The sequence below is a fragment of the Nitrospira sp. genome, assembly GCA_029194675.1.
In the GTDB taxonomy this organism is placed as follows: Bacteria; Nitrospirota; Nitrospiria; order Nitrospirales; family Nitrospiraceae; genus Nitrospira_D.
In genome coordinates, this window is record JARFXP010000008.1 from 50,611 (window position 1) to 73,091 (window position 22,481).

At 53.7% G+C, this 22,481-nt stretch carries 18 protein-coding genes and 1 pseudogene; 16 read left to right on the top strand and 3 right to left on the bottom strand.

What is annotated here, in order from left to right:
- The first annotated feature begins 25 nt into the window (after positions 1 to 25).
- The 6 genes from P0120_23390 to P0120_23415 all read left to right on the top strand — a co-directional run bounded on the left by P0120_23390 (position 26) and on the right by P0120_23415 (position 9,190).
- A complete protein-coding gene (locus tag P0120_23390) occupies positions 26 to 1,042 on the top strand; it encodes a glycosyltransferase family 2 protein (GenBank protein MDF0677252.1) in 1,017 nt (338 codons plus the stop codon).
- A gap of 95 nt (positions 1,043 to 1,137) precedes the next feature.
- Positions 1,138 to 2,733, top strand: coding sequence for a Gfo/Idh/MocA family oxidoreductase (locus tag P0120_23395; protein ID MDF0677253.1), 1,596 nt, complete (start codon positions 1,138 to 1,140; stop codon positions 2,731 to 2,733).
- Positions 2,734 to 2,747: 14 nt separating this feature from the next.
- Positions 2,748 to 3,884 (top strand): DegT/DnrJ/EryC1/StrS family aminotransferase, encoded by a 1,137-nt coding sequence (locus P0120_23400; GenBank protein MDF0677254.1) that lies wholly within the window; start codon positions 2,748 to 2,750, stop codon positions 3,882 to 3,884.
- A gap of 194 nt (positions 3,885 to 4,078) precedes the next feature.
- Positions 4,079 to 5,752 carry a hypothetical protein gene (locus P0120_23405; GenBank protein ID MDF0677255.1) on the top strand — a complete coding sequence of 558 codons (1,674 nt, stop codon included), beginning with the start codon at positions 4,079 to 4,081 and terminating at the stop codon, positions 5,750 to 5,752.
- Between the two features lie 319 nt (positions 5,753 to 6,071).
- Positions 6,072 to 7,226 (top strand): glycosyltransferase family 2 protein, encoded by a 1,155-nt coding sequence (locus P0120_23410; protein MDF0677256.1) that lies wholly within the window; start codon positions 6,072 to 6,074, stop codon positions 7,224 to 7,226.
- A gap of 623 nt (positions 7,227 to 7,849) precedes the next feature.
- On the top strand, positions 7,850 to 9,190 hold the full coding sequence (locus P0120_23415; GenBank protein ID MDF0677257.1) for an MBL fold metallo-hydrolase: 1,341 nt from the start codon (positions 7,850 to 7,852) through the stop codon (positions 9,188 to 9,190).
- Between the two features lie 220 nt (positions 9,191 to 9,410).
- Here P0120_23415 and P0120_23420 read toward each other — a convergent pair.
- Positions 9,411 to 10,434: pseudogene (locus P0120_23420) on the bottom strand (IS5 family transposase).
- A gap of 1,120 nt (positions 10,435 to 11,554) precedes the next feature.
- Here P0120_23420 and P0120_23425 point away from each other — a divergent pair.
- From P0120_23425 to P0120_23445, 5 genes are all read left to right on the top strand, one after another.
- Positions 11,555 to 12,574 (top strand): IS630 family transposase, encoded by a 1,020-nt coding sequence (locus P0120_23425; protein MDF0677258.1) that lies wholly within the window; start codon positions 11,555 to 11,557, stop codon positions 12,572 to 12,574.
- Between the two features lie 278 nt (positions 12,575 to 12,852).
- Complete coding sequence (locus P0120_23430) at positions 12,853 to 14,079, top strand: right-handed parallel beta-helix repeat-containing protein (protein MDF0677259.1); 1,227 nt, start codon at positions 12,853 to 12,855, stop codon at positions 14,077 to 14,079.
- 272 nt (positions 14,080 to 14,351) lie between these two features.
- A complete protein-coding gene (locus P0120_23435) occupies positions 14,352 to 14,864 on the top strand; it encodes a hypothetical protein (GenBank protein MDF0677260.1) in 513 nt (170 codons plus the stop codon).
- Positions 14,865 to 14,896: 32 nt separating this feature from the next.
- Positions 14,897 to 15,532 (top strand): hypothetical protein, encoded by a 636-nt coding sequence (locus P0120_23440; protein ID MDF0677261.1) that lies wholly within the window; start codon positions 14,897 to 14,899, stop codon positions 15,530 to 15,532.
- Positions 15,533 to 15,631: 99 nt separating this feature from the next.
- Positions 15,632 to 16,615, top strand: coding sequence for a sugar-transfer associated ATP-grasp domain-containing protein (locus P0120_23445; GenBank protein MDF0677262.1), 984 nt, complete (start codon positions 15,632 to 15,634; stop codon positions 16,613 to 16,615).
- On the opposite strand, the gene P0120_23450 is transcribed toward P0120_23445, so the two are convergent.
- Positions 16,599 to 17,252, bottom strand: coding sequence for a hypothetical protein (locus P0120_23450; protein ID MDF0677263.1), 654 nt, complete (start codon positions 17,250 to 17,252; stop codon positions 16,599 to 16,601). The genes P0120_23445 and P0120_23450 overlap by 17 nt on opposite strands.
- A gap of 521 nt (positions 17,253 to 17,773) precedes the next feature.
- A protein-coding gene (locus P0120_23455; GenBank protein MDF0677264.1) for an IS3 family transposase occupies positions 17,774 to 18,888 on the bottom strand; the annotation gives its coding sequence in 2 pieces (ribosomal slippage) (positions 17,774 to 18,639 and positions 18,639 to 18,888; 1,116 coding nt in all).
- Positions 18,889 to 19,234: 346 nt separating this feature from the next.
- Between P0120_23455 and P0120_23460 the strand changes: the two genes are divergently transcribed.
- The 5 genes from P0120_23460 (at position 19,235) to P0120_23480 (ending at position 22,455) form a co-directional block, all read left to right on the top strand.
- Positions 19,235 to 20,479: a right-handed parallel beta-helix repeat-containing protein gene (locus P0120_23460; protein MDF0677265.1), complete on the top strand. Its 1,245-nt coding sequence runs from the start codon at positions 19,235 to 19,237 to the stop codon at positions 20,477 to 20,479.
- Positions 20,480 to 20,846: 367 nt separating this feature from the next.
- Positions 20,847 to 21,311: a hypothetical protein gene (locus P0120_23465; GenBank protein MDF0677266.1), complete on the top strand. Its 465-nt coding sequence runs from the start codon at positions 20,847 to 20,849 to the stop codon at positions 21,309 to 21,311.
- Positions 21,203 to 21,784: a transposase gene (locus tag P0120_23470; protein ID MDF0677267.1), complete on the top strand. Its 582-nt coding sequence runs from the start codon at positions 21,203 to 21,205 to the stop codon at positions 21,782 to 21,784. The genes P0120_23465 and P0120_23470 overlap by 109 nt, the downstream gene beginning before the upstream one ends.
- A gap of 126 nt (positions 21,785 to 21,910) precedes the next feature.
- A complete protein-coding gene (locus P0120_23475) occupies positions 21,911 to 22,132 on the top strand; it encodes an antitoxin MazE family protein (protein ID MDF0677268.1) in 222 nt (73 codons plus the stop codon).
- A complete protein-coding gene (locus P0120_23480; protein MDF0677269.1) occupies positions 22,117 to 22,455 on the top strand; it encodes a type II toxin-antitoxin system PemK/MazF family toxin in 339 nt (112 codons plus the stop codon). The genes P0120_23475 and P0120_23480 overlap by 16 nt, the downstream gene beginning before the upstream one ends.
- Positions 22,456 to 22,481: the final 26 nt, after the last annotated feature.

Genomic DNA, 22,481 nt, shown 5'->3' on the forward strand with positions numbered 1-22,481 from the left:
TCAAGAGACGTTGCCTGTCGGACAAATGATTCCTATACTTTCCGTTATCATTCCCTGTCGAAATGAGCGCCGACACATTGAAGTTTGCGTGCGGTCAATCCTTGCTCAGGTGCGTCCTTCAGGGGGAATGGAAGTCATTGTCGCAGATGGACTTTCAGATGACGGTACCCGAGAGATTTTGCAGCGCCTCGCCAAAGAACATCCTGAACTGCGGGTGGTGGATAATCCCCGCCGTGTCACCCCTTGCGCGATGAATGTAGGTATCCGCGAGGCGCGTGGACAATATATCGCTATCCTGGGGGCGCACTGCGATTATGCCGCCGATTACTTGAGGACGTGTGTTGAACTGCTCAATGAACACCCTGAGGTATCTTGTGCCGGTGGGCCGATTATTAGTGCAGGGAGGAGCTTGTTTGGGCAAGCCGTGGCTGTTGCGATGTCCCATCCTGCAGGGATAGGCAACGCCAGACATAGACACCCCAACTTTGAAGGCTATGCCGAGGGGGCATGCTATCCGGTGTTTCGCAAAGAAGTCTTTGAAAAGATTGGTCTCTATGATGAAATGTTGCTACGTAATCAGGATGATGAGCTGAATTTTCGTCTCACAAAGCATGGCGGGATGGTCTTTCTCTCTCCACGTGCCCGCGCTACGTACTTCGTGAGAGAAACGGTCACATCGCTCTTTCGCCAATATTTTGAATATGGATATTGGCGGGTTGCTGTGATCAGGAAACATCGAATGCCTGCTTCGTTTCGCCACCTCGTACCGCTCATATTTCTGATCGGGTTGATCGCTTCGTTTACGCTCGCCCTGATTGTTCCGGGCGGCTGGCGCCTTCTCATGCTGGCGGGGCCGTGCGTCTATACACTTATCCTCTGTGGCGTCGGCCTTCGCCTGTCATATCGTGCGGGTTGGAAAGTTGGCGCACTGTTTCCCGTAGCTGCGGCTACAATGCACATTGCCTACGCGATCGGCTTCATGTGGGGTCTCATCAAACGGGCCCAGGCCTCCAGTGTGGTGCCTGCCAATGACCCACTTTGATGCCATCCGGTTGAACCCGTTGATGGCGTCTTTGGAGCTATTTGACTGCATTTGAGTGTGTTGAAACAGTTTGTTTGCCATGGGGAGGGAAGGCGATGAGTATTTCATCCGATGATCGAAAATCGGCCAGCGGGAAGGTGGCAGTCATCGGCGCTGGTTATTGGGGTAAAAACCTAGTGCGTAATTTTGCTGACCTTGGCGCTTTATCAGCCGTGTGCGACAGCAATACTGACACACTACGAGCGCTTAGCGAACAATATCCCCTATGCCGGACATTCGTGTCCTATCCTGAAGTGTTGGGCGACGAGACAATCCGGGCTGTGGCCATTGCCACCCCAGCTGAGGGCCATGCGGATGCAGTACGAGAGGCGTTGCTCGCCGGCAAGGATGTGTTTGTGGAAAAGCCGCTCTGCCTTTCTGTCAAGGAAGGAGAAGAGCTTGTCACCCTCGCCAAGAAGCATGACCGCATTCTCATGGTAGGACATCTTCTCTGGTATCACCCGGCGGTACTGAAGCTCAAAGAATTGATTCGCGCGGGCGACTTGGGCCGCATCCAGTACATCTATTCGAACCGCTTGAATCTTGGTAAGATCCGGCGGGAGGAAAACATACTTTGGAGTTTTGCGCCCCACGATATCTCTGTGATTTTGGGGCTGCTCAATGAGAGTCCTGATGGAGTTCGAGCGCAAGGGGGGAATTACCTCCACCAGCGCATCGCCGATGTCACAATTAGTCTCCTGTCGTTCCCGAGCGGCGTGAAAGCGCATATCTTCGTCTCCTGGCTACACCCCTACAAAGAGCAAAAATTGATAGTGGTGGGCGATCGTAAAATGGCCGTATTCGATGATCTGGAGAAGAAAGATAAGCTCCTCCTGTACCCGCATTCCATCGACTGGAAGGACAATCTTCCAATCGCGAGCAAAGCAGACGCCCAGAGGGTTGAGCTGGAGCAAGGAGAGCCGTTGCGAGCCGAATGCGAACACTTCCTGGAGTGTGTAGCAACGAGGACCAGACCGAGAACAGATGGGGAGGAAGGTTTGCGTGTGTTATCTGTCCTGCAGCAGTGCCAAGAGGCGTTGGAGCAGGCCACTCCACGCCTGACGCGTCCAGCCTCAAAACCGGACAAGACCTACTTTGCTCACGAATCGGCTTTCATCGACGAAGGCGTCGAGATCGACGAGGGAACGAGCATCTGGCACACATCGCACATCCTGAAAGGATCGCACATCGGGAAGAATTGCAAGATAGGCCAGAATGTGGTCGTCGGCCCTCATGTCACAGTCGGTAATGGAGTGAAGATCCAGAACAACGTGTCTGTGTACGAAGGTGTGACTCTCGAAGACCACGTCTTCTGTGGGCCATCAATGGTTTTTACAAATGTGTTTAATCCCCGGAGCGAAATCCCTCGTATGAAGGAGCTTAAGCACACGCTTGTGAAGCGAGGAGCGACATTGGGAGCCAATTCGACCATACTGTGTGGGATTACGATCGGGCGATATGCGTTCATCGGTGCCGGAGCGGTCGTGACCAAGGATGTGCCGGATCATGCGCTTGTAGTCGGCAACCCTGGCCGGGTTACGGGCTGGATGTGTCTGTGTGGGGTTAAACTGCACATCAAGGGCGAGAATGCCGCCTGTCCCGCCTGTGGACAGCGATATCGGGCCGAACGTACGGGGATGACGGTAGTTTAGGAAAGGAGATCTTCATGGGTGTTCCATTACTTGATTTGAAAGCACATCACGAGCCGCTTCACCAGGAAGTCATGGCGGCGCTGGAGCAGGCGTTCCGAAGCCAGGCATTTATTCTCGGCCCGGATGTGGGCAAGCTGGAGGAACGTGTGGCTACCTATTGTCAGAGTAAGTACGGTATCGGCGTGACCTCAGGTACCGACGCCCTCTTGGTCGCCCTCATGGCTCTTGGCATTGGTGCTGGTGATGAGGTCATCACGACGCCCTATTCATTTTTTGCCACGGCCGGTGCAGTCGTACGACTGGGAGCGAAGCCGGTACTTGTAGACATCGATCCCGTCACCTATAATATCGATCCCTCCAAAATTAAGTCGGTGCTGACGGCCAAGAGCAAGGCCATTATTCCGGTCCACCTCTATGGTCAATCCGCCGACATGGCTCCAATTATGGATATCGCCAAGCGGCACAATCTGAGCGTCATCGAGGACGCGGCCCAAGCCATTGGCTCGGAATACCACGATGGGCGGCGAGCCTGCAGCATCGGGACCATCGGTTGCCTGTCGTTTTTCCCGAGCAAGAATCTCGGATGTTTAGGCGACGGCGGGATGGCGATCACCAACGATCCAGATCTTGCGGAACGGATGCGAGTCCTACGCGTCCATGGGAGCAAGCCGAAGTACTATCACAAGCGGATTGGAGGGAACTTCCGTCTTGATACGATTCAGGCCGCGGTTCTGAACGTAAAGCTCAATTATCTCGATGGGTGGACAAAAAAACGGCAGGAGAATGCTACTCGATATGAGACTCTGTTCATGCAGAGCGGCCTCACGCAGACTGGGAGAGTGAAATTGCCGGAGCCTGTATATCGCAGCTCCGGCGCCAAGCACTATCACATTTATAACCAGTTTGTACTCAGGGTCGAGCAGCGAGATGCGCTCATGGCCCATTTAAAGCAGAAAGGAATTGGTGCCGAGATCTACTACCCGGTCCCATTCCACCTGCAAGAGTGTTTTCTCTATTTGGGTTACAAGCCAGGTGATTTTCCTGAGTCCGAACGGGCCGCGAATGAGACAATCGCGATTCCAATCTATCCGGAACTGACTCCGGCTCAGCAGTCCGAGGTGGTCGAGGCTATTGCTGCCTTCTATGGATAGCCACGGAGGATAGCCACGGAGAGATGTCCCTCCAGGTTGCCAATTAACTTAACGTTAACGTAGACAATCTACACCAAAAGGGCCGAATGCGCAGTGATGGGTAATCGATAAGACTCACGATCCGGAAACGTCATGTTACCCCTGGAACAGGAGATGAATGCCAAGTGCCTAAACCTCAGTGGTAGAGATAGCGCATGACCGAATCATTCTCCACCACAACGGCATTTGACGCAGAATGGGGTTGTCAGACTTCTCGATACACACATCGTATAACGCTCCTCCTGGCTCTTTTAGTCAGTGGAACCATTCTGGCTCTTCAGTTCCCTATATTCATTTACTCTCCCGATGGATCGTTTCATGCCGCTAAAATACTACGGGTCACGCAAGGAGATTACTTTACCGACCCGTTTACCGGCATGCCGACTATTTATCCTTCACTTTTTCACATGTTCTACGGCCTCATTAATCGTGTCATTGGATTCAATCCCATCCAAATAGTTCAATTAATTGTCTTGGTTGATTTCCTCGCCTTGTTTGCTGGGTTCTATTATTGCGCGGCGGTCTTGCTCAAAAATCCCGAAGAAGTTAGTCTCTGTGTACTCGCTCTCTCGTTGGTCATCTACGCGCCAACGAGTCATTATATTCTGATTGCGCAACCGTCGAGCTTCTCCTTCGTGTTTCTTCTTCTCAGCATTGGAGCTTTCTATCGTTATGTCATTCATTTTAAGGCACGCTATCTCATGCTTGGCGGTGTCCTGGGAAGTCTTGCCGTTAACATATGGTGGTCGAATGTCTTTTCTGTCTTTGCCGTTCTAGCAGTGCTCACATACTATTTGCTTAGATATGGAAAGCCTCCGGTACTCTCCCATGTTGTCATGTTCGTCTTTGTATTCCTGATTCCTTGTATGTATACCGCGTGGCACCTTTATAGCATCCGGGATATTCTTCCTTATTATTTGTCTGGCTCGCCAAAGAAGGGGCTTCCCGATATTCTGACCACCTGGATTGTTACGTTCCTGACCAAAGGGAATCTCCAATTCATGCACCACCTAAATTTTTGGGATCCATCAGCTGCATCTAGTGGAACTGCCGAATCATTGGCAGGTGGATTAAAACGGCTTCATGCGATGGCTAGCGCCGTTCACTACTTCGTTTTGGTCATGCCCTTTCATCTTTTGTTGATGGCATATGCAGTTGTGAATCTGCTTCGGAAGGAATGGCCAGTCCACCCGCGTTTTGACTTGTTTCGAACATTGGCAATTGGGGGGATTGCTGTGCTGCTTTGTTCGAGCGTGATGCTGTTTCGTGTGGATGTGGGACATCTGAGAAGAGTTCACTTTGTCATCTCCATCATGTTCCTGCTATTCGCCTTCACCACGGCTCCGTTTTTTGTTCATTCGGTCAGATTGCGAAAGCTGTCGAGATTCATTGGCATTGCGGCGATATTTGCGCTCGCATACACAGTCGTGTATTCGCCTCATCCGTTCACGAGTAGCTTGCCAAAATCTGACAATGAGGTCATTCAATTTATTGGCTCCATTCCGGATCGCGAGAACCAGCGGATATTTATGTTGGGGAAGGGGTTACGCAGTGTGGCACCGTTCGTCACATTGAAAAGTTTTGTTGAGGCCAACGAAGGCAAATATTATCACCAGGATCCAAATACTGCCTCAAAGCTCTATCATGATTTTAGAATCATAAAAGAGAAAAATGATGAGTGGAAGAGCGTGGCCCGTGAAAAGAACATCAAATGGATTATCTTGAAGCCTTCTGAGATGCCAGAATTGGAAGTGTTGAGTCGATATGAGAATGATGGCACCCTGCGGTATAAAAACGGCGATTGGGCGGTCTTGGAATTGAACCTTTAATGAAATGGTGGTCAAGGCACAGCGGACCTCAGAGGGCAGCACCCACGAGTCTAGCGAATTGTCACGGGTGTGCAACATGAATGAATCGCGGATTGTCATGAAATTGTCTCTCAAGTAATGCCCAACTTACGATCTACCCTTGTTCGGAGTTGCTCTGCTAGTAAATTATATATGTAGGCTCTCCCTAAGTTATGATAGCTTGATTAATTTCGCCGAATCCTTGGGTCTTGCGGCAACATCCGGAAATCCTGCTGGCCGATTCGGCGCTTTCTTATACGCCCCATTACGCTTACGCTAAATAAGTGGACGAGGACTCGCCATGGATATACTAACCAGAGAACTATCACGAATACACCCGGAGTTGGCAGTCGTAGTTCCAACGTACTGCGAGGCTGATAATATTCCGGAGCTTACGAGACGGATACACGAGGCTGTGAATAATGCACGTATTAGTACAGAAATCGTAATAGTCGATGATAATTCTCAAGATGGGACGGATCGGGTCTGTAAGGAGCTAGCAACTTCCTATCCATTGAAGCTCATTACAAGGCTGTCTGAGCGGGGGCTGTCTGGCGCTGTCATCCACGGGATCAGGGAATCTAGGAGCGAGTACGTGATTGTGATGGATGCGGATCTCTCTCATCCACCGGAGGATATCCCCAGGCTACTTCACAATCTGAAACTAGGTGCAGATTTTGTCGTTGGTTCTCGGTATGTTGCTGGAGCAAGCACCGATGCCCAGTGGAGTCTATTTCGGTGGCTGAATTCTAGAGCTGCGACTCTGCTTGCCTGGGGGCTGACTAATCTTAAGGATCCAATGGCTGGGTATTTTGCCTTCCCGCGGCGAATTCTTGATGAAGCCCCAGCGCTCCTGCCAATAGGATACAAGATTGGTCTTGAGATCCTCATTAAGGCGAACTGTAGAAATGTAATAGAAATCCCCATTGCTTTCATGGATCGGACAAGGGGCGAAAGCAAACTGACTATTAAACAGCAGCTTTATTATATACGTCATCTCAGGAGACTCTATCAGTTTAAATTTCCGAGAGCAGCGGAACTTGTGCATTTTGTTGCAGTTGGCGGTTCTGGTGTCGTCGTCGATTTGCTGGTCTACTTAGTATTGGTACATCTTGTCGCAGTCAATCACCAGCTGGCCCGAGCTTTGAGTTTCGTCATGGCTGCGTCTTGGAATTGGTTTTTACACCGATGGCTCACGTTTGTTTCGGGACGTCAAAGACCACCTGGTAAACAATGGGTGCAATTCTTGGTGGCCGCTTCGCTAGGATTCAGTATCAATTGGGGGACCTATAAGGTGTTGACAGATCGTATTCCCTATTTCATGACGCATACTATTGCCGCGTTCTTCACTGGGATCTGTCTTGGTACCATGTTCAATTATGCATTGAGCAGAATATTCGTATTTCGTCCGCTGGAGCAGCTGGTAGGGAGACCACGTCAGGGAAAGAGGATGTAGGTTTGATAGGATGCGGCCTGTTTCCACGTATCGGGGGCGATAATTCTTCCGAAATCATGGATGGTCATAAGAGAGTCATCGGCACAACAGCCACCCAATTCCAGGGCGCGGTTCCAGAATTTATCCGTGTAGGTAACCGAACGCTCATTAGCAGGTAGCGGAAAAACGTTTTTGAGACCTCTTCTGAAGCGTCAACTTCGGTGTCTGGAATGACCTCTGACTCTCTCGAAAACCGCATTGGGTTCGACCAGGACAGGCGATCTGCCTACACTGAAACCTTTCAACCGGTACAGAAGAAAAATCGTGCTCTCTACGAGTTTCACCCAATGAACGAGCGAGTTTTTCCGCAGCCTGTTAGACTGACCGTCACGATTGCAGGGGACACGTATCCGGTCCAGCGATCAATAACCAAGGCGCATAGCGCGCAATCGCTGATTATCCAAAGTGATGTCAGCATCACGTAGCCCTGTCAGGCGTGAAGGTTGACTCCCTTTACTCAGTAGTCAGAAACTAAGGCAACAGCAACACGAATGAAACCCGCATAGAATAAGGTCAACTGTGACATCGTGTTCTGCAAATCACCGTCTTATGGGTGAGATAGCAGATGAGGGCTGGGGCATGGGATGGTAGTCCTGGCGAAAGAGGGGCCGGAGAAAAGGGGACAAGTGATGAAAGTGACGATGCTCTCGCACGCTTCTGTTCGAATCGATGAACCGCCTGTCTCTATCTGTGCAGACCCTTGGTTCATTGGGGAGGCCTTTAATGAATCCTGGTCCTTGCTCTGTGAGCCTGCCGTGCTCCCGACAGGACTCCACGATGTCACACATATTTGGATTTCCCATGAACATCCGGATCATCTTCATTTTCCGACTCTGAAGGCGATTCCGGCTGAACAAAAGTCCAAGATTACCCTCTTGTACCAAGAGCACTTTTCATCGCGAATGAGTCGAGCGCTTGGGAATCTTGGGTTTTGTGCGGTTGTCGAGCTACCGCTTGCTCGTTGGTACGATCTGAACAGCGAGATATCCGTCCTGTGCTGCTCGGTCGGATCGATTGACTCGCTTCTTGCCGTGCGGTCAAGGGGTGTCACGCTGCTGAATATGAACGACTGCGTCTTGAGTCATTTCGCAGCCAAGGCACTATCAAAAGTCGTTGGGCCAGTAGATGTCCTTCTGACCCAGTTCTCGATCGCATGTTGGGCTGGCAATCCGGATACGGAAGATGTAGGGACAAGGCATGAGGTCATTGAACGCATGCGAAATTATGCGGACGCGTTTCAACCGCGAGTGATCATCCCTTTTGCAAGCTTTGTATATTTCAGTCACACCGAAAATCGGTATATGAACAGATGGGTCAATACCCCAGACCACGTGTGCGAGCGACTGAAAGATGTGAAATCCAAGGTGCAGTTTCTGTACAATGGCGACAGTTGGTCTAGCGAAGATGGGTTTTCTTTGAATGGGGACCCATTGGAGCGCTACCGAAAAGACTTCCGGGCGATCGAGGACCGTCCCTTCATTAGTCATCCTTCATCATCTCTGAACGAAATTCTTGAGCTAGGTAGAAAGCTATCCAAGAATGTGCGTGCAGTTTTTCCTGACATTATTTTAAGGCTGGCCCGTCCTATCTACTTCTATGTAATTGATCTCGGCACCGCCATACGCTTTGACCTTCAGAGAGGATTAGTTGAGGTCGATCAACGATTAAAGAATGAATGCGATATGGCATTAGGATCTCAAGCCCTGTGGTATGCTTTCAAGTTTCCATGGGGATTTGGGACGCTGGATGTGTCGGGCCGGTATGAGATCCTTAATCCGAAAATCAACAGAAGAGCCTTGTACATTTGTCATCTGTATAGTTCCGACATGAGTTTCAAGGGCCTGTTTCATCGTTTGAGACAGGGCCGCGTCTGGAAATTTTTGTGGAGTAAGCGACAAGAGATTTCCGACAGGCTGCTCAATTGATCCCACAACAACACTATCGAACACCCATAAAGTGGGCTACGTTAAGATGGGCTACATTGCGGATGCCTGTCGCCGAGCAGGTTGCGGAAAAACCCGGATTGAATGGGACCGATGTGCCCCACCTCCAATCGCACGAGCCGTTGACGCTCATTCGTGTAGGAGGTGTCCCATCGTGGAGGCCCGCGGTGAGCCACGTGGCATGCGGCGGAGCCGAGTCGGCTCATGTCGCGGCCTCCACGAGATTGCGCATTCGCACCAGGTTGTACACCGCTGCCGCGAAGGTAAGGTGAAGAGCCAGGCGACTCGCTGGACGCCACGCAGTTTGACCTTCCGCAACAAACCGACCGTCTTCAACCAGCCGAAGACCTCTTCGACCCGTTTGCGCTTCTGTTGACTAACGGCATAACCGGGGTGGCGGGTGGTCCGACCATCAATCGCGCTCGTCCGCCTCGTGGTGTGCTGGGCCACATGCGGGGTCACCTGGCGCTCTCGCAACGCGTCCACGAACGCGGTGGTGTCATCGTTCCTATCGCCTCCCAGCGTGATCCGTCGTGTGGTGGGCCTGCGATTCAGCAAGGCGATCGCCGCCTGCCGTTCCGCCGTCCCCGGGGTCACCGTGGCGTTGACCACCAAGCCGTGGCGGTTCTCCATCAGGACATGCCCGAGGAAACACAACTTCGCCTCCTGCCCCGTGGCCTTCTTGTACAGCCGCGCCTCTGGGTCTGTCGTCGAGACGTGCATCGCGTTGGTCCGCCGCTCCCTTCGGAAGTCGACACTCGGGTTCCCCGGGTCATCGGGCGCTGGCAGCGGCGATGCGGCTTTCTTCTTGAAACTCTTCTGACCTGTCCAGGCCTCGATCCGCGTCCCATCCACCGTGAAGTGCGCATCGGACAAGGGGCGCTGGGTCTTGGCTTGGGCCAAGACTTGCTTAAAGAACGCCGTGGCCACCTCACCCTCCAACGAACGGTCCCGGTTCTTGGTGAACACCGTCACGTCCCACATCGGCGCGTCCAGACCCAGGCTGACAAACCGGCGGAACAGCAGGTTGTAGTCCAACTGTTCCATCAGGAGTCGTTCGCTCCGAATACTGGAGAGCCCCTGCAGCAACAACGTCCGCAGGAGCTTCTCCGGGGCAATCGAGGGCCGACCGGTTTGGGCATACAGCTTCGTCAACTTCGGCGACAAGGCGGTCAGGGCCGTGTCCACGGAGGGCCGGATGGGCCGAGCGGGTGCGTCACGGGCACACGTGCCTCGGGCGAGAGGTAACTGAAGAGTCCGGCTTGCTAGGTATCCTGACCGCGCAGCGTGAACCTCCTGGAGTAGCTGCTAGATAGTTATACCCAACTACCCCAGAGGGACAGGGGAACACAAGAGTTTTTCCGCAGCCTGCTGTGCGCCGGATAAACCGGCAAGGTGTTGTGGATGCAAGAGCCACACAGAGAAGGTCTAGCGAGCCACTCTGACCTTGAGTCATGCGCTGGCGTCCGTAAGGGCGAGCGTGAAGCGTTGACAGAGGCAGGGACGGGTTGGGTATCGAGCCGCGAAATTGTGACACTTCGGGGTGCCGACGCGATAGCAGGACGCGGAAGGCCACACGCACTGCCTCGCCAGCGCGAGAGGCAGGGAGACCCCGCGCGGTCTGAGACCCCATGCACGTTCCGACACACCCTGCACGAGAACCGGGAGATCCCGCGTCTCTCTGCTGTCCATCGAGGTGCAGAGCGCATGGGGAAGTCCAAGGACCCACGCCCATGATGGACAGACACGGGCACCCGGATATAGACCGCCACCGTCTGCTTGTGCACATCCAGTCCTGCGCAGTGCTCAATCATCTGTTCCATCGCGTTCGCCTCCTGGTAGGGCATTGGCGCCGAAGCCTGGAGGAGCCTCCTCTTCCACGACTCTGCTTTCCGTGCTCATGCGTCAGCAACAATGCGAGGTGCCGAACGCTCCCGCGTCAGACTATCTCTCGGACTCACTGGTACCAAGGGTCTCCGACGTCATCCAGGCCACGGTCAGCTGGGCATAGCGCATGTTCATCCTGCAGGGTGGCCGCCTTGCGGCCATGAGGACTCTCTCAAAATTGGTTAAGGGGCGTCGTGATGTAGACGAACTGCACAAATCCAAGGAAATTTGTGGCGTAATACTCCCAACGAATCAGGAGGTGCTGTTTCCATTGGAGCTAGGCAAGGAACCGTCAGAAGAGCCAGTGACGTCCATAGTCAACGTAAATGGTGTCCATTCTGGGCATTCAGCTTGCGGGTGGATTCGATGCGGGGCAATCATGTTCACCTTGTTCAATTTGAGCTATTGCTCTTTGCATAAATATGGAAAGGGCGATGCGCGTGCACTATACTCAGGGGCATGAGGTCTCTAGAAACAGCCCGGCAACTGGAACGGCGACGCCGACAGGCCATCCGGTTGCTCACGGCGGGCACCACTCTGTCGGCGATCGCACGGGCTGTGGGTGCCTCCGTGAGTTCTGTATTCCGGTGGGCCGAGGCCTACCGCAAACAGGGGCTCCCTGGATTGCGGTCCCGGCCGACACCGGGTCGTCCCCCGAGTCTCTCCTCGGCGCAGAAGAAGCGGCTGGCGGCCCTGCTCCTGAAGGGGCCTCTGGCCAGGGGCTATCGCACCGATCTCTGGACCTTGAAACGTGTAGCGCAGCTGATCCATCAGCAGTTCGGGGTGTGCTACCATCCCTGTCATGTCTGGAAACTCCTGACTCAGTTGGGCTGGAGTTGTCAGAAGCCCGAACGCCGCGCCCTGCAACGGGACGACGCCGCGATCGCCCGGTGGAAGCGCACGCGCTGGCCCCTATATAAAAAAATGCTCGACGACATGGCGCCCACCTCGTCTTTCTTGATGAATCGGGCTTTCTGCTCATCCTCAACGTGGCCCGTACCTGGGCACCGGAAGGCCGCACGCCGATCGTGCGCTATCTGTACAAGCAGGATCGGCTCTCGGCGTTCAGTGCGCTGGCCGTGTCGCCCAAGCGCCGGCGGGTGGCGCTCTCTCTCAAGGTTGCGCCGCCGCAATCTCACGGGGTTGGATGTCCGAGCCTTCTTGCGTCACCTGCTTCGGCATCTGCGGGGTCCCGTGGTTCTGCTGTGGGATCGGGGAACCATTCATCGCCAAAAGGCGGTCACAGAATGGAGCACCGCCCATCCCACGCTCCACGTGGAAGAGTTCCCGGCCTACGCCCCGGAACTCAATCCGGCGGAATATGTCTGGGCCCAGGCCGACCGCGCCTTGGCCAACAGCGCGCCCACCGATTGGGCCCAGCTCAATGGACTACTCCGCTCCTCCGTGCGGCGCATCCGAAGGGCGCCGCCACTCCTGTGGTCCTGTATCCACGCGTCGGATCTGCCATGGACACGGTGAATCTTTCCATTATTTATGCAAAGTTCAGTAGTGATCGAATGCGTCGCTGACTACATGGTGATTCGCCTCATGCGTGCTGACGCATGACGGGCAGCTCATGTGAATCCACAATTTCCAGTATTTTCACGACTATACCACGTATCGTGAGTCAGACGGCCTGGTTGTCTCGGTGAGGGCAAAGCGTGCAAGACTCTCTGGTCGATAGTTGAGTCCTTCTCGAAGGGATGGCGAACGATTGTTATGAGAGTGCCACCAACATCTTATTTTAGTTTTTCACCATGATTCGATTTAGGCGAGCAATCGGTGCCTGCGTCCTTGCCAGTGCTCTTGTGCAAGCCGTTGCAGTCCACGCGGCGACGTACTATGTCGCCACGACCGGGAACGATGGTAATCTTGGCACAGAAATACAACCGTGGCGGACAGTGGCCTATGCGGTGTCCGCCATGATCGCAGGGGATACGACCTATGTTCGGGCTGGGACATATCGTGAGGGGATAATCCGGTTTTCGAAGTCAGGGATGCAAGTGGCTCCTATCAAGCTCCTCAACTATCCAAGGGAATCTCCAGTCATTGACTGTGTCGATAAGACACAGTTTCATCGGATTATTCTTGAGCATGCTTCTAGATTTCAGAATCCAATGGGCTGGATCACGATTGAGGGGTTTGAGATACGGAATTGCTACGATGGGATCAAGCTCCATAACGCCCACGATCTCACGCTTCGGCGAAATTGGATCCATGACAATATGTTTCAAGGCATTCTCGGGAATGGCACCAGAATCCTGATTGATCGGAATAGGATCAACCATAATGGACGCTTTGCTGCCTGCGCTACAACACCATTCGTGTGCAATTTGGATCATGGTATCTATCTGAACGGCACGGCAATCATGATCACGAACAACCTTATTTACGACAACTTGGGCTACGGCATTCAAGCAAATGGGACAGTCAGTTATGACTCTACGAAGCATGCGGGGTCGGCATACGCCCTGTCGTATGATTGGGTCATCGCCAACAACACTATTGCTTACCAAGTCAACTGTGCTGCCATTGTCGTGTGGGGCTCCACACTCCGGAATCTGCGGGTTGAGAATAATATTTTCTATGAGAACTCTGTTAAAGGTGCTTCTAGTGCTGTGCAGGGAATTGATTTTGTATGGATGACAAGTACTGAGATTACGATCAAAAACAACCTCGCCTTCTCGAGTGGATCTGGAGGTATGACGTTTCTCGGTTCTGGGGCGAACGAATGGGTCCATTACACACAATCTGGCAACATTGTGAATGTGAGCGATCCAGGATTCATCAACGCCCCAGCCACACTTCCCGCATTGCCGAATTTTGCTCTGACCTCACGAAGCCCAGCCATAGACAAGGGCGTATCCCTCACCACGACCAGCATAGCGTTCAACGGTATTACTCGGCCTCAAGGACTTGCCTACGATCTTGGTGCCTATGAATACCATGAGGATGGCGACGTCCGATCATCTGATGGCCAATAGAATGAGGGAGCGATCTCCTGTTGGGCGGCTCCGGTCGTCTGCTTCTTGTCGTTGACACACTTGATCACGGTATGAATTAGGACCAGTGGCTCCAACCCTTTCAAAATCCCGAATCGTGACTCTCCGGCCCCCAACACCGCGTCCATCTTTGAGGACTTACAGGATCACACTCATCGTAGAAATGCGTAATCCTAACATGATAATGTCCGCTTTGACCAAAATAGAAATGTCCTCGTCGTTGATAGACTCCCCGTTCTTCGAGGGAGGGCGGGATGGTCGGAGAGGACAAAGTACTCATGAGTGGGAAGGAACTGCGGCGGATCCATGTGATCCACCAGGTGCGGGAGAAGCGGATCACGCAGAGAGAGGCTGGGACGATGTTGCGGCTGTGGCTGCGGGCGCGTGGGATCACTCATTTTGCACGACGCAAGCGCCCCCATCGGGCCTGGCGGGCGCGGAAGGCGCATGTGGGGGAACTGGTGCAACTGGATGGCTCCCATCATGACTGGTTCGAGGGGCGCGGCCCGGCGTGTGTCCTGATGGCCTACATCGATGATGCGAGCAGTCGCGTGTTTGCCCGGTTCTATGAGTACGAGGGCACGATCCCGGCGATGGACAGCTTCCAGCGCGACATTCGGCACTATGGAATCCCGCTGGCCATCTCTGCGGACAAGCCTACGACCTACCAGTCACCGGCTGCGCCCACGGTGGCGGAGCAGCTGGCCGGGGAGGAACCCCAGAGTCAGTTCGGCCGGGCGTTGGACGAGCTGGGGGGGGTGAGCTGATTGCGGCGCACTCCCCGCAAGCCAAGGGGCGGGTGGAGCGGCTGGTTCAGACGTTTCAAGATCGGCTGATCAAAGAGATGCGTTTGGCCGGGATCGCGACCTTGGAGGACGCGAATCGCTTCGTGGAGCACTATCTGCCAGTCTACAACCGGCGCTTTGCCGTGGCCCCAGCGCAACCCGCCAATCTGCATCGGCCAGCACCGTCGGCCCGGGAGTTGGCCCGGAGCCTGTGTATCAAATCGTCTCGATGTCTGCGGAAGGACGTCACCATTACGCATGAAGGGCAGCTCTATCAGGTGCATGACCATCTCCGCGCCACGCATGTGGTGGTTGAGGAACACCTGGATGGGACGAGGCGGCTCACCCATCAGGGGCGGTTGCTCAGCTTCCACGCGATTCCGGCGCGGCCCGTGCCGGCAGCAGCGGGCACGACGGTGTCCCGGTCACGACGCCCGATCAAACCGGCGGCGGATCATCCCGGCGCAAGCGATGGCAGCCGGAACGAGGACCACACCCGGCAGCAGCCGGAACATAAAACCGGACATTTCTACTGTGGGAGAAAGCGGACATTTCTGTTTGGGCTTGACAGTGGCCTCTCATCTATATATTTGTTCTCTTCAGTTGTAAGTGGGAACATAAGAAGCGTCTACACGTTTGTGCATAAATAATGCAGGTTTTGTTTACAGCTGCCGATGCCAATGAGCCCTGAGTCTTTCGTTAGATTTGCAGCAAGGTCACTATTAAGTTATCGCTATCACCACGACCACGTGACGCAAGCCAAAAGAATAGTGAAGAGAATAGAGGGGGTAAAAGGTTCCTTATCTCAGCACGTAGTTAGACAGTGCAATGCCTATGCGATAGATATCCTCGGACACCGTCACTTCGCGGCTTGGCTTTATGTTTATTCTGCTATTGCTGGAAGCTTTAAAGAGGGCTGGATACCAGACAACTACTATGGTTCTGTTGTAGTTCCTAAGCTGAAGGGCGATTACGGAAAAGTATCGAGTCTAAAACCCTTGAATTCTACAATCTTCTCTAATAACAGCTTTCCTGACATCCTTTCGTATTCTAACGGTGTGTTCTTTGACACCGAGTGCAGGGTACTTCATCCTGATTCGGTTAAAGCCAAGTTATTTGGCGATAAAGGAAGAGTCGTATTTAAGCTCAATAACTCGTCACGAGGGAGAGGGATTTTCTTTTTCGATAGAGAGTCTTTCGACCTAGGTAAGATCTATAAATTGGGCAATGGATTGTTTCAGAGTTGTATTAATCAGCACGAGGTATTTCAAGAGTTTGCGAAGAAGTCTGTCGCTACACTAAGGATGACCACTGTTATTGAAGATGATGGGACAACATCGCTTAGAGCTTGTTATCTGAGATTGGGGAGCGGCACTGATACTCACGTTCAATCTGAAAGTCATACAAGGATACCGATTGACATAAAAAGCGGAGTCTTTAATAACGTTGGGTTCACTACGGATTGGTTGGAGATTGACTGTCACCCCACAAGCAAGGTGAAGTTTCAGGGGAAGTCCATTCCAGCTTACGATGATTGTCTTAAGCTGGTTACTATGCTTCACAAGAGGGTCCCGTATGCGCGATGTATAGGATGGGACGTTACTCTTGATAATAAGGAGCGCGTGAGAGTTATGGAGTGGAACGCGGAACATAATGACATAAAGTTCAGCGAGGCTACCCAAGGCCCTTGTTTTTCTGAATTACATTGGGAACGACTCAAAGATAGTTCGTAGGAGGTTCGGCGTGGGGTTCAAGTTCACCTTTAGGGCTGCCCCTGTATGATATTATCCGAAACCCAGGGTCCAAGACGACAATGGCGTTATCCGGGACATCTTTGTAAACAACCGCATTGGCCCCTATTTTCACCCTACTCCCTACATGGATTTTCCCAAAAATCTTTGCGCCTGGCGCAATGTATACATCATCTCCAATGGTCGGTACCCCTCTGCGTTCACCTTGCCCTGATACACCAATGGTCACTAATTGGGAGACATTGACGTTTCTTCCTATTCTTGCGTAGCCAGAGATTGTGATACCCCCATGATGTCCGATGTAGAATCCAGCGCCTATTTCCGCTGTTCGGCCGATGTCAATGCCCCACTTACTACGAATTCGATGAAAAAGGAGTAGGTATATTGGTTCAAGTAGTATTCTCAAAAGAAGGTTCTTCTTTTTTAGCCATTGTCCAAAACGATGGATTCCAACCGCGTGAAGCCCCGGTGAGCGGTAGCAATCGATCATTCTTCTGATCACGCTTCCCTTAGTTAAATCATAGGTTCGCAAGAAATCTTCCTTGAAGAGAAACGTAGATTGGGATGAGGTGCCATGATCGGAAGGTATTGCTGAGGTAACTTCCTCACGAAACGTCATTTTCTCAACTCTTTCTTTTTGCATACGGTCCCACTGATCTGAAGCGAATTATATCTGTACACTCCGTTTATCGATCTCTGTCGTATTATAAGAGATTGACTTTTGGAGGATCAATGTAGCGCTCCCTATTTGCCAAGCGGGCACAGTCTCTGGTGACAGAATACACTCTTCCGATTCAGCGGGCCTGTCAGGCAGTGGAGCTGGGCGGGCCATGTACTATTGGCTCTTGGTTGACGAGGCGCGGCGGGATACGCCGGTGATCGCTGCGTTGGTGGCGGTGGTAGCGGCCCACTTGTGCTGGGGTTTCTGGACGTGCGATTGACGGCTCCGGCTGGATGGGCATCCGTGGAACGCGAAACGCGCTTGACGAGTTTATTGTCAGCTGCGCTTGAATCTACCCAGACGGATCAAGAAAAGCTTTCCCAGGTCGTCCTGATCAGTCTTTGACTGTGGTGACAGAGGTGGCTCCGCTTGGTTGGACAGTTTCTGTCCGTTCCTAAGTGACGCCTGGTGGGATGAGCCTACGCGGCAGTGGGCCGTGCAGGCAGGTTCTCCCAGTACACGCGATCGGGCGTGCGTCCGTCACGCGCGCGATGCGGCCTGAGCTGATTGTAGAAGGTCATGTAGCGCCCCACCCTCTGTTGGGCGTCGGAGACAGTCTCATAGGCATGGAGAGAGACCTCTTCATACTTGCGACTCCGCCACAACCGTTCGACGAAGACGGTATCCCGCCAGCGCCCGGTCCCATCCATACTGATCTGAATGCCATAGTCTTTCAGGAGTCCCGTGAACGCCTGGCTGGTGAACTGACACCCTTGATCCGTGTTGAAGATCTCTGGGCAGCCATATCGGGTGACCGCCTCCAGGCAGAAATCGGTGGTCAACGTGTTGGAGAGCCGCCACGCCAACACTCGGCGACTCGCCCAGTCCAGGATGGCACAGAGATACAGAAAGCCGCGCTGCATCGGAATATAGGTGATATCCGACGCCCAGACATGGTTCGGCTGTGTGATGGGCAGCTGGTGCAGCAGGTAGGGATAGATCCGGTGGGCGGGATGCCGTTGACTGGTGCGGGGCTTGCCGTACACGGCCATGATTCCCATGCGACGCATGAGCGTGGCCACCTGCCGCCGCCCAATGGCGTGGCCCTCTTGCCGTAAGAGATCACGCAGCATGCGGGCACCGGCAAACGGATACTGCAGATGGAGCTCATTAATCCGGCGCATGAGCACCAGTGTGGTGTCAGAGACCGGTCTCGGCCGATAGTAGGCCGTCGACCGAGACAGCCCGAGGAGCTGACACGATCGGACCACGGGCAATGTGTGCGAGGGATCAATCATCGCTGTGCGCTCAGCACGCCCGCCTTGATGAGCGCCCCTTCTCAACAATCATGCTCCAGGGTCAGTTGCCCGATCTTGGCGTGCAGCGTCTTGAGATCCGGCGCCTCCGACGGCGCCTTCGCCCCGCCAAAGACGTCGGCTGCCCGCGCCAACAATTGCTGCTTCCATTCGGTGATCTGGGTGGGGTGGACGCGGAATGGCTCAGCCAATTCGACCAAGGTCTTGTCGCCCTTGACGGCGGTCAACGCCACCTGCGCCTTAAAGGTCCCGCCGTCATTCCGCCTCGTTCGTTTCATCGCCTCGCTCCTTTGGTTCGCCACCAGTGGGTGACGTTGGTGAAGCCAGGCTCCCACTTAGCATACTGTCGGAATTTCCAGAGCCCCCTCACTCCTTTTGTCGAGGATCGCCAAAGGCATCGGTCTACTCTATTCTTGAGGACGCCGTCGTGTTCTGAGTTGACGTCACCTGAGAACAGTTTTGAACAAACTTGAAAAAATTCTTACATTTTCCTCTATATTAATAGGCATGTATAAGAGGTCTCTTATGGCATGATAATTGATGTAGCTGGAATTTGGCGCACAGCGACAATTCTAACGACATAGGCGCATAATCAACGTTTTGCGGAAGGGGTGGAGACGCCAAATGATTCGACTCAAGCGAGCAACCAGTGTTTGTATTCTGGCCAGTGTCCTCGTGCAAGCCGTGGCGGCCCACGCGGTAACGTACTATGTTGCCACGACCGGGAGCGATAGCAATCCTGGCACAGAAAAAAAACCGTGGCAAACGGTGGCCTATGCTGTGGCTGCCATGGTCGCAGGGGATACAACCTATGTCCGGGCTGGGACATATCATGAAGGGATAATCCGATTTTCGAAGTCAGGGACGAAGGCGGCTCCTATCAAGCTTGTTAACTATTCAGGAGAATCTCCTGTTATTGACTGTATTGACAAGAACGCGTTTCATCGCATTCTCATCCAAAATTCAGCTGGACCCAAATTCGCCATTGGATGGATCACGGTTGAAGGATTTGAGATACGAAACTGTTATGAGGGCATTAAAGTCAACGGTGTAAATGATCTGACGATTCGACGAAACTGGATTCACGACAATAAATTTCAAGGGATTCTCGGGAATGGCACCAGGATTCTGATTGATCGAAATATTATCAATCACAACGGTCAATTCGATGAGTGTTTAACGAATCCGCCAGCATGCAACTTGGATCATGGCATATACCTGGCCGGTACAGCGGTCACAGTTACGAACAATCTCATTTACGACAATCTCACGTCAGGTATTCAAACAACTGGGTCGCTCAGGTACGACTCTGCAAAGTATCCGGGACCAGAGTATGTCGACGCCCACGATTGGGTCATCGCTAACAATACCATTGCGTACCAAGCTTATGGTCCCGCGATTGTGCTCTGGGGTTCTACGATTCTGAACACACAAATCAAGAATAATATTTTCTATGAGAACCGCGTTAACGGCAGGTCTGCTCAATCGAATGGGATCGCATTCACGTCGATGACCGGGACTGGTATCACGATCAAAAGCAACCTCTCCTATGCGAGTGGGTCTGGTGGGGCGATTTTTCTCGGCCCTGGGGCGACCGAAGGGGTCCATTACACGCAATCCGACAATATCGTGAATGTAAGTACACCGGCATTCGTCAATGCTCCAGCCACGCTTCCGGCGTCGCCGAATTTCGCCCTAACCGAACGAAGCCCGGCCATCGATGCAGGCGGGTCTCTCGCTATGACTAGCATTGCGGTCAACGGCATTCAGCGGCCCCAAGGAGCTACGTATGATATTGGTGCCTATGAATACGACCCTGCTGGAGACGGTCGACCTCCTCGTGCGCCAACGACACTCAGAGCTAACTGAGCGTTTGTAAGTTCTCTGTAGATCGAGACAGTCAGCAGGCGAATCTTTTGGCACAATGATAACCCTCTCCAGAAGGTTCAAGGAGGCCGATGCTGGGCGTCCGGCTTTGGCCCTCTTGAGAATGACTGCGATCTGCGTTTCCGCGAACTTCGATTGCTGCATGAGAACCTCCTGGCTAGGGTAACCGTTCTGCCAGAATGTTCTCCTCCTGAGCCATCTGAAGAGTGTGGAAGCTTACAAGATGGCTTGATTGCGGGTGAACACCACAATACCTTCACAAGGCCCTACACTATATAGCCTCCATAATAACGTTACATTATTGATACGGACGCATATGGCCTTGGACCTGCGTGGGGGATGGTGCTGGATGCTGCGAAATGTTGATGTCAGGGCCAATGCCTCAAAGCACAAGACGATGAGCTACGGGCGGATGGTGACCGAAGAGGCGCGGCTCACGGCGGAAGTCAAACGGCTGTTGACGCAGGCGGAAGCCGCTGATGCTCAGGATGATGCCACCTATGGCCTCAATCGGCGAGGCGATGAACTGCCCGCCGAACTGGCGCGTCGGGAGCAGCGACTCCAGACGATTCGGGCGGCCAAGGTGGTGTTGGAACAGGAGGCTCAGGCGGAGGCGACCCTCACCCAGGCCGCCCACGCGGCGCGCGCCACTTCACGGATCCGGAAAGCCGGATCATGCCAGCGTCAGACGCCAAGGGGAGTGTCGTGCAAGGGTATAACTGTCAAGCGGCCGTCGATGCGACCGCGCAGATCATCGTCGCCGCTGACGTCACCGATGAAGCGAATGACAAGCAGAAAGCCCAGCCGCTGCTGACCCAGGTCCTCGTCAATACCGAGCAGGTGCCCCGGACCGTGAGCATGGACGCAGGGTATTTCAGCGAGGCGAACGTCACGGCCAGCATGGCCCTGGGCTGCTGGCCCCTCATCCCACCGGACCGCCAGCTTCACAGCCAGGCCGTGCCGATGGCTTCCCGTGGACGGCCGCCAGCGGGACTGTCGGTGGCCGATCGCATGCGCCGTACGCTCCGCACGAGGCGCGGACGACGGGGCTACGCCCGGCGCAAAGCGATCGTCGAGCCGGTGTTCGGTCAGATCACGCAGGGCCGTGGCTATCGACAATTCCTGTTGCGCGGGATGCCGCAAGTGCGGGGTGAATGGGCGCTCATCTGTACCACGCATAATGTCCTGAAACTCTGGCGGGCCCTCGCTCATCGGCCCCGAGGTCCCGGACACCGCCTGCGCACGCTGAGCGGCAGCCGGAAGGCGAACCGAAGGAGACCGAGATAGCGACAGGGTCCTGTGTCGAGCCAGGTGCAGCCGAACATGGACTGACTCCACGGTCAAGTTCATGGTGCTCTCAAGTCAATGTCGGACAGGTTCCTAGTAGTCGAAACGGATCAGAAAGGGCGACCGATGTCTACCGATACTCACCTGACTCCGAAGGAAAAGCAGAACCGCTACCGCCGGCGTTTAAGGCGTAAGGGACTGCGTCCGGTACAGATCTGGGTGCCTGATACGCGTGCCGAAGGGTTCGCCGGCGAATGCCGACGACAGGCTCGGCTAACTGCTCGTTCGGTGCAGGAAAAGTCTGCTCTCGACTTCATCTCGGAGATCGCCGATTGGGACAACGCATAGGACGTGGCGACATCGTGACCGTGGCTGCAAAGGGCCACTACAGCAGAAAACCACCCCCTGCTCTTGTCTTGCAATCCGATCTCTTCTCTCCCCTTGGCAGCGTCACGATCTGCTTATTGACCACCGAAATTCTCGACGCGCCTCTGTTCCGCCTGACCGTTGATGCAGCTTCATCGAGCGGCCTTCAGCACACCTCACAAATCATGATCGACAAGATCGTCACAGTCCCCCGGGAAACCATCGGCGCTCGCATTGGATCGTTGAACGGCGAACTCATGGTGCGCGTTGATCGATCCCTTGCCGTATTCCTCGGAATCGTCTGACAACGAGAAACCCTGCGGCCTGATTC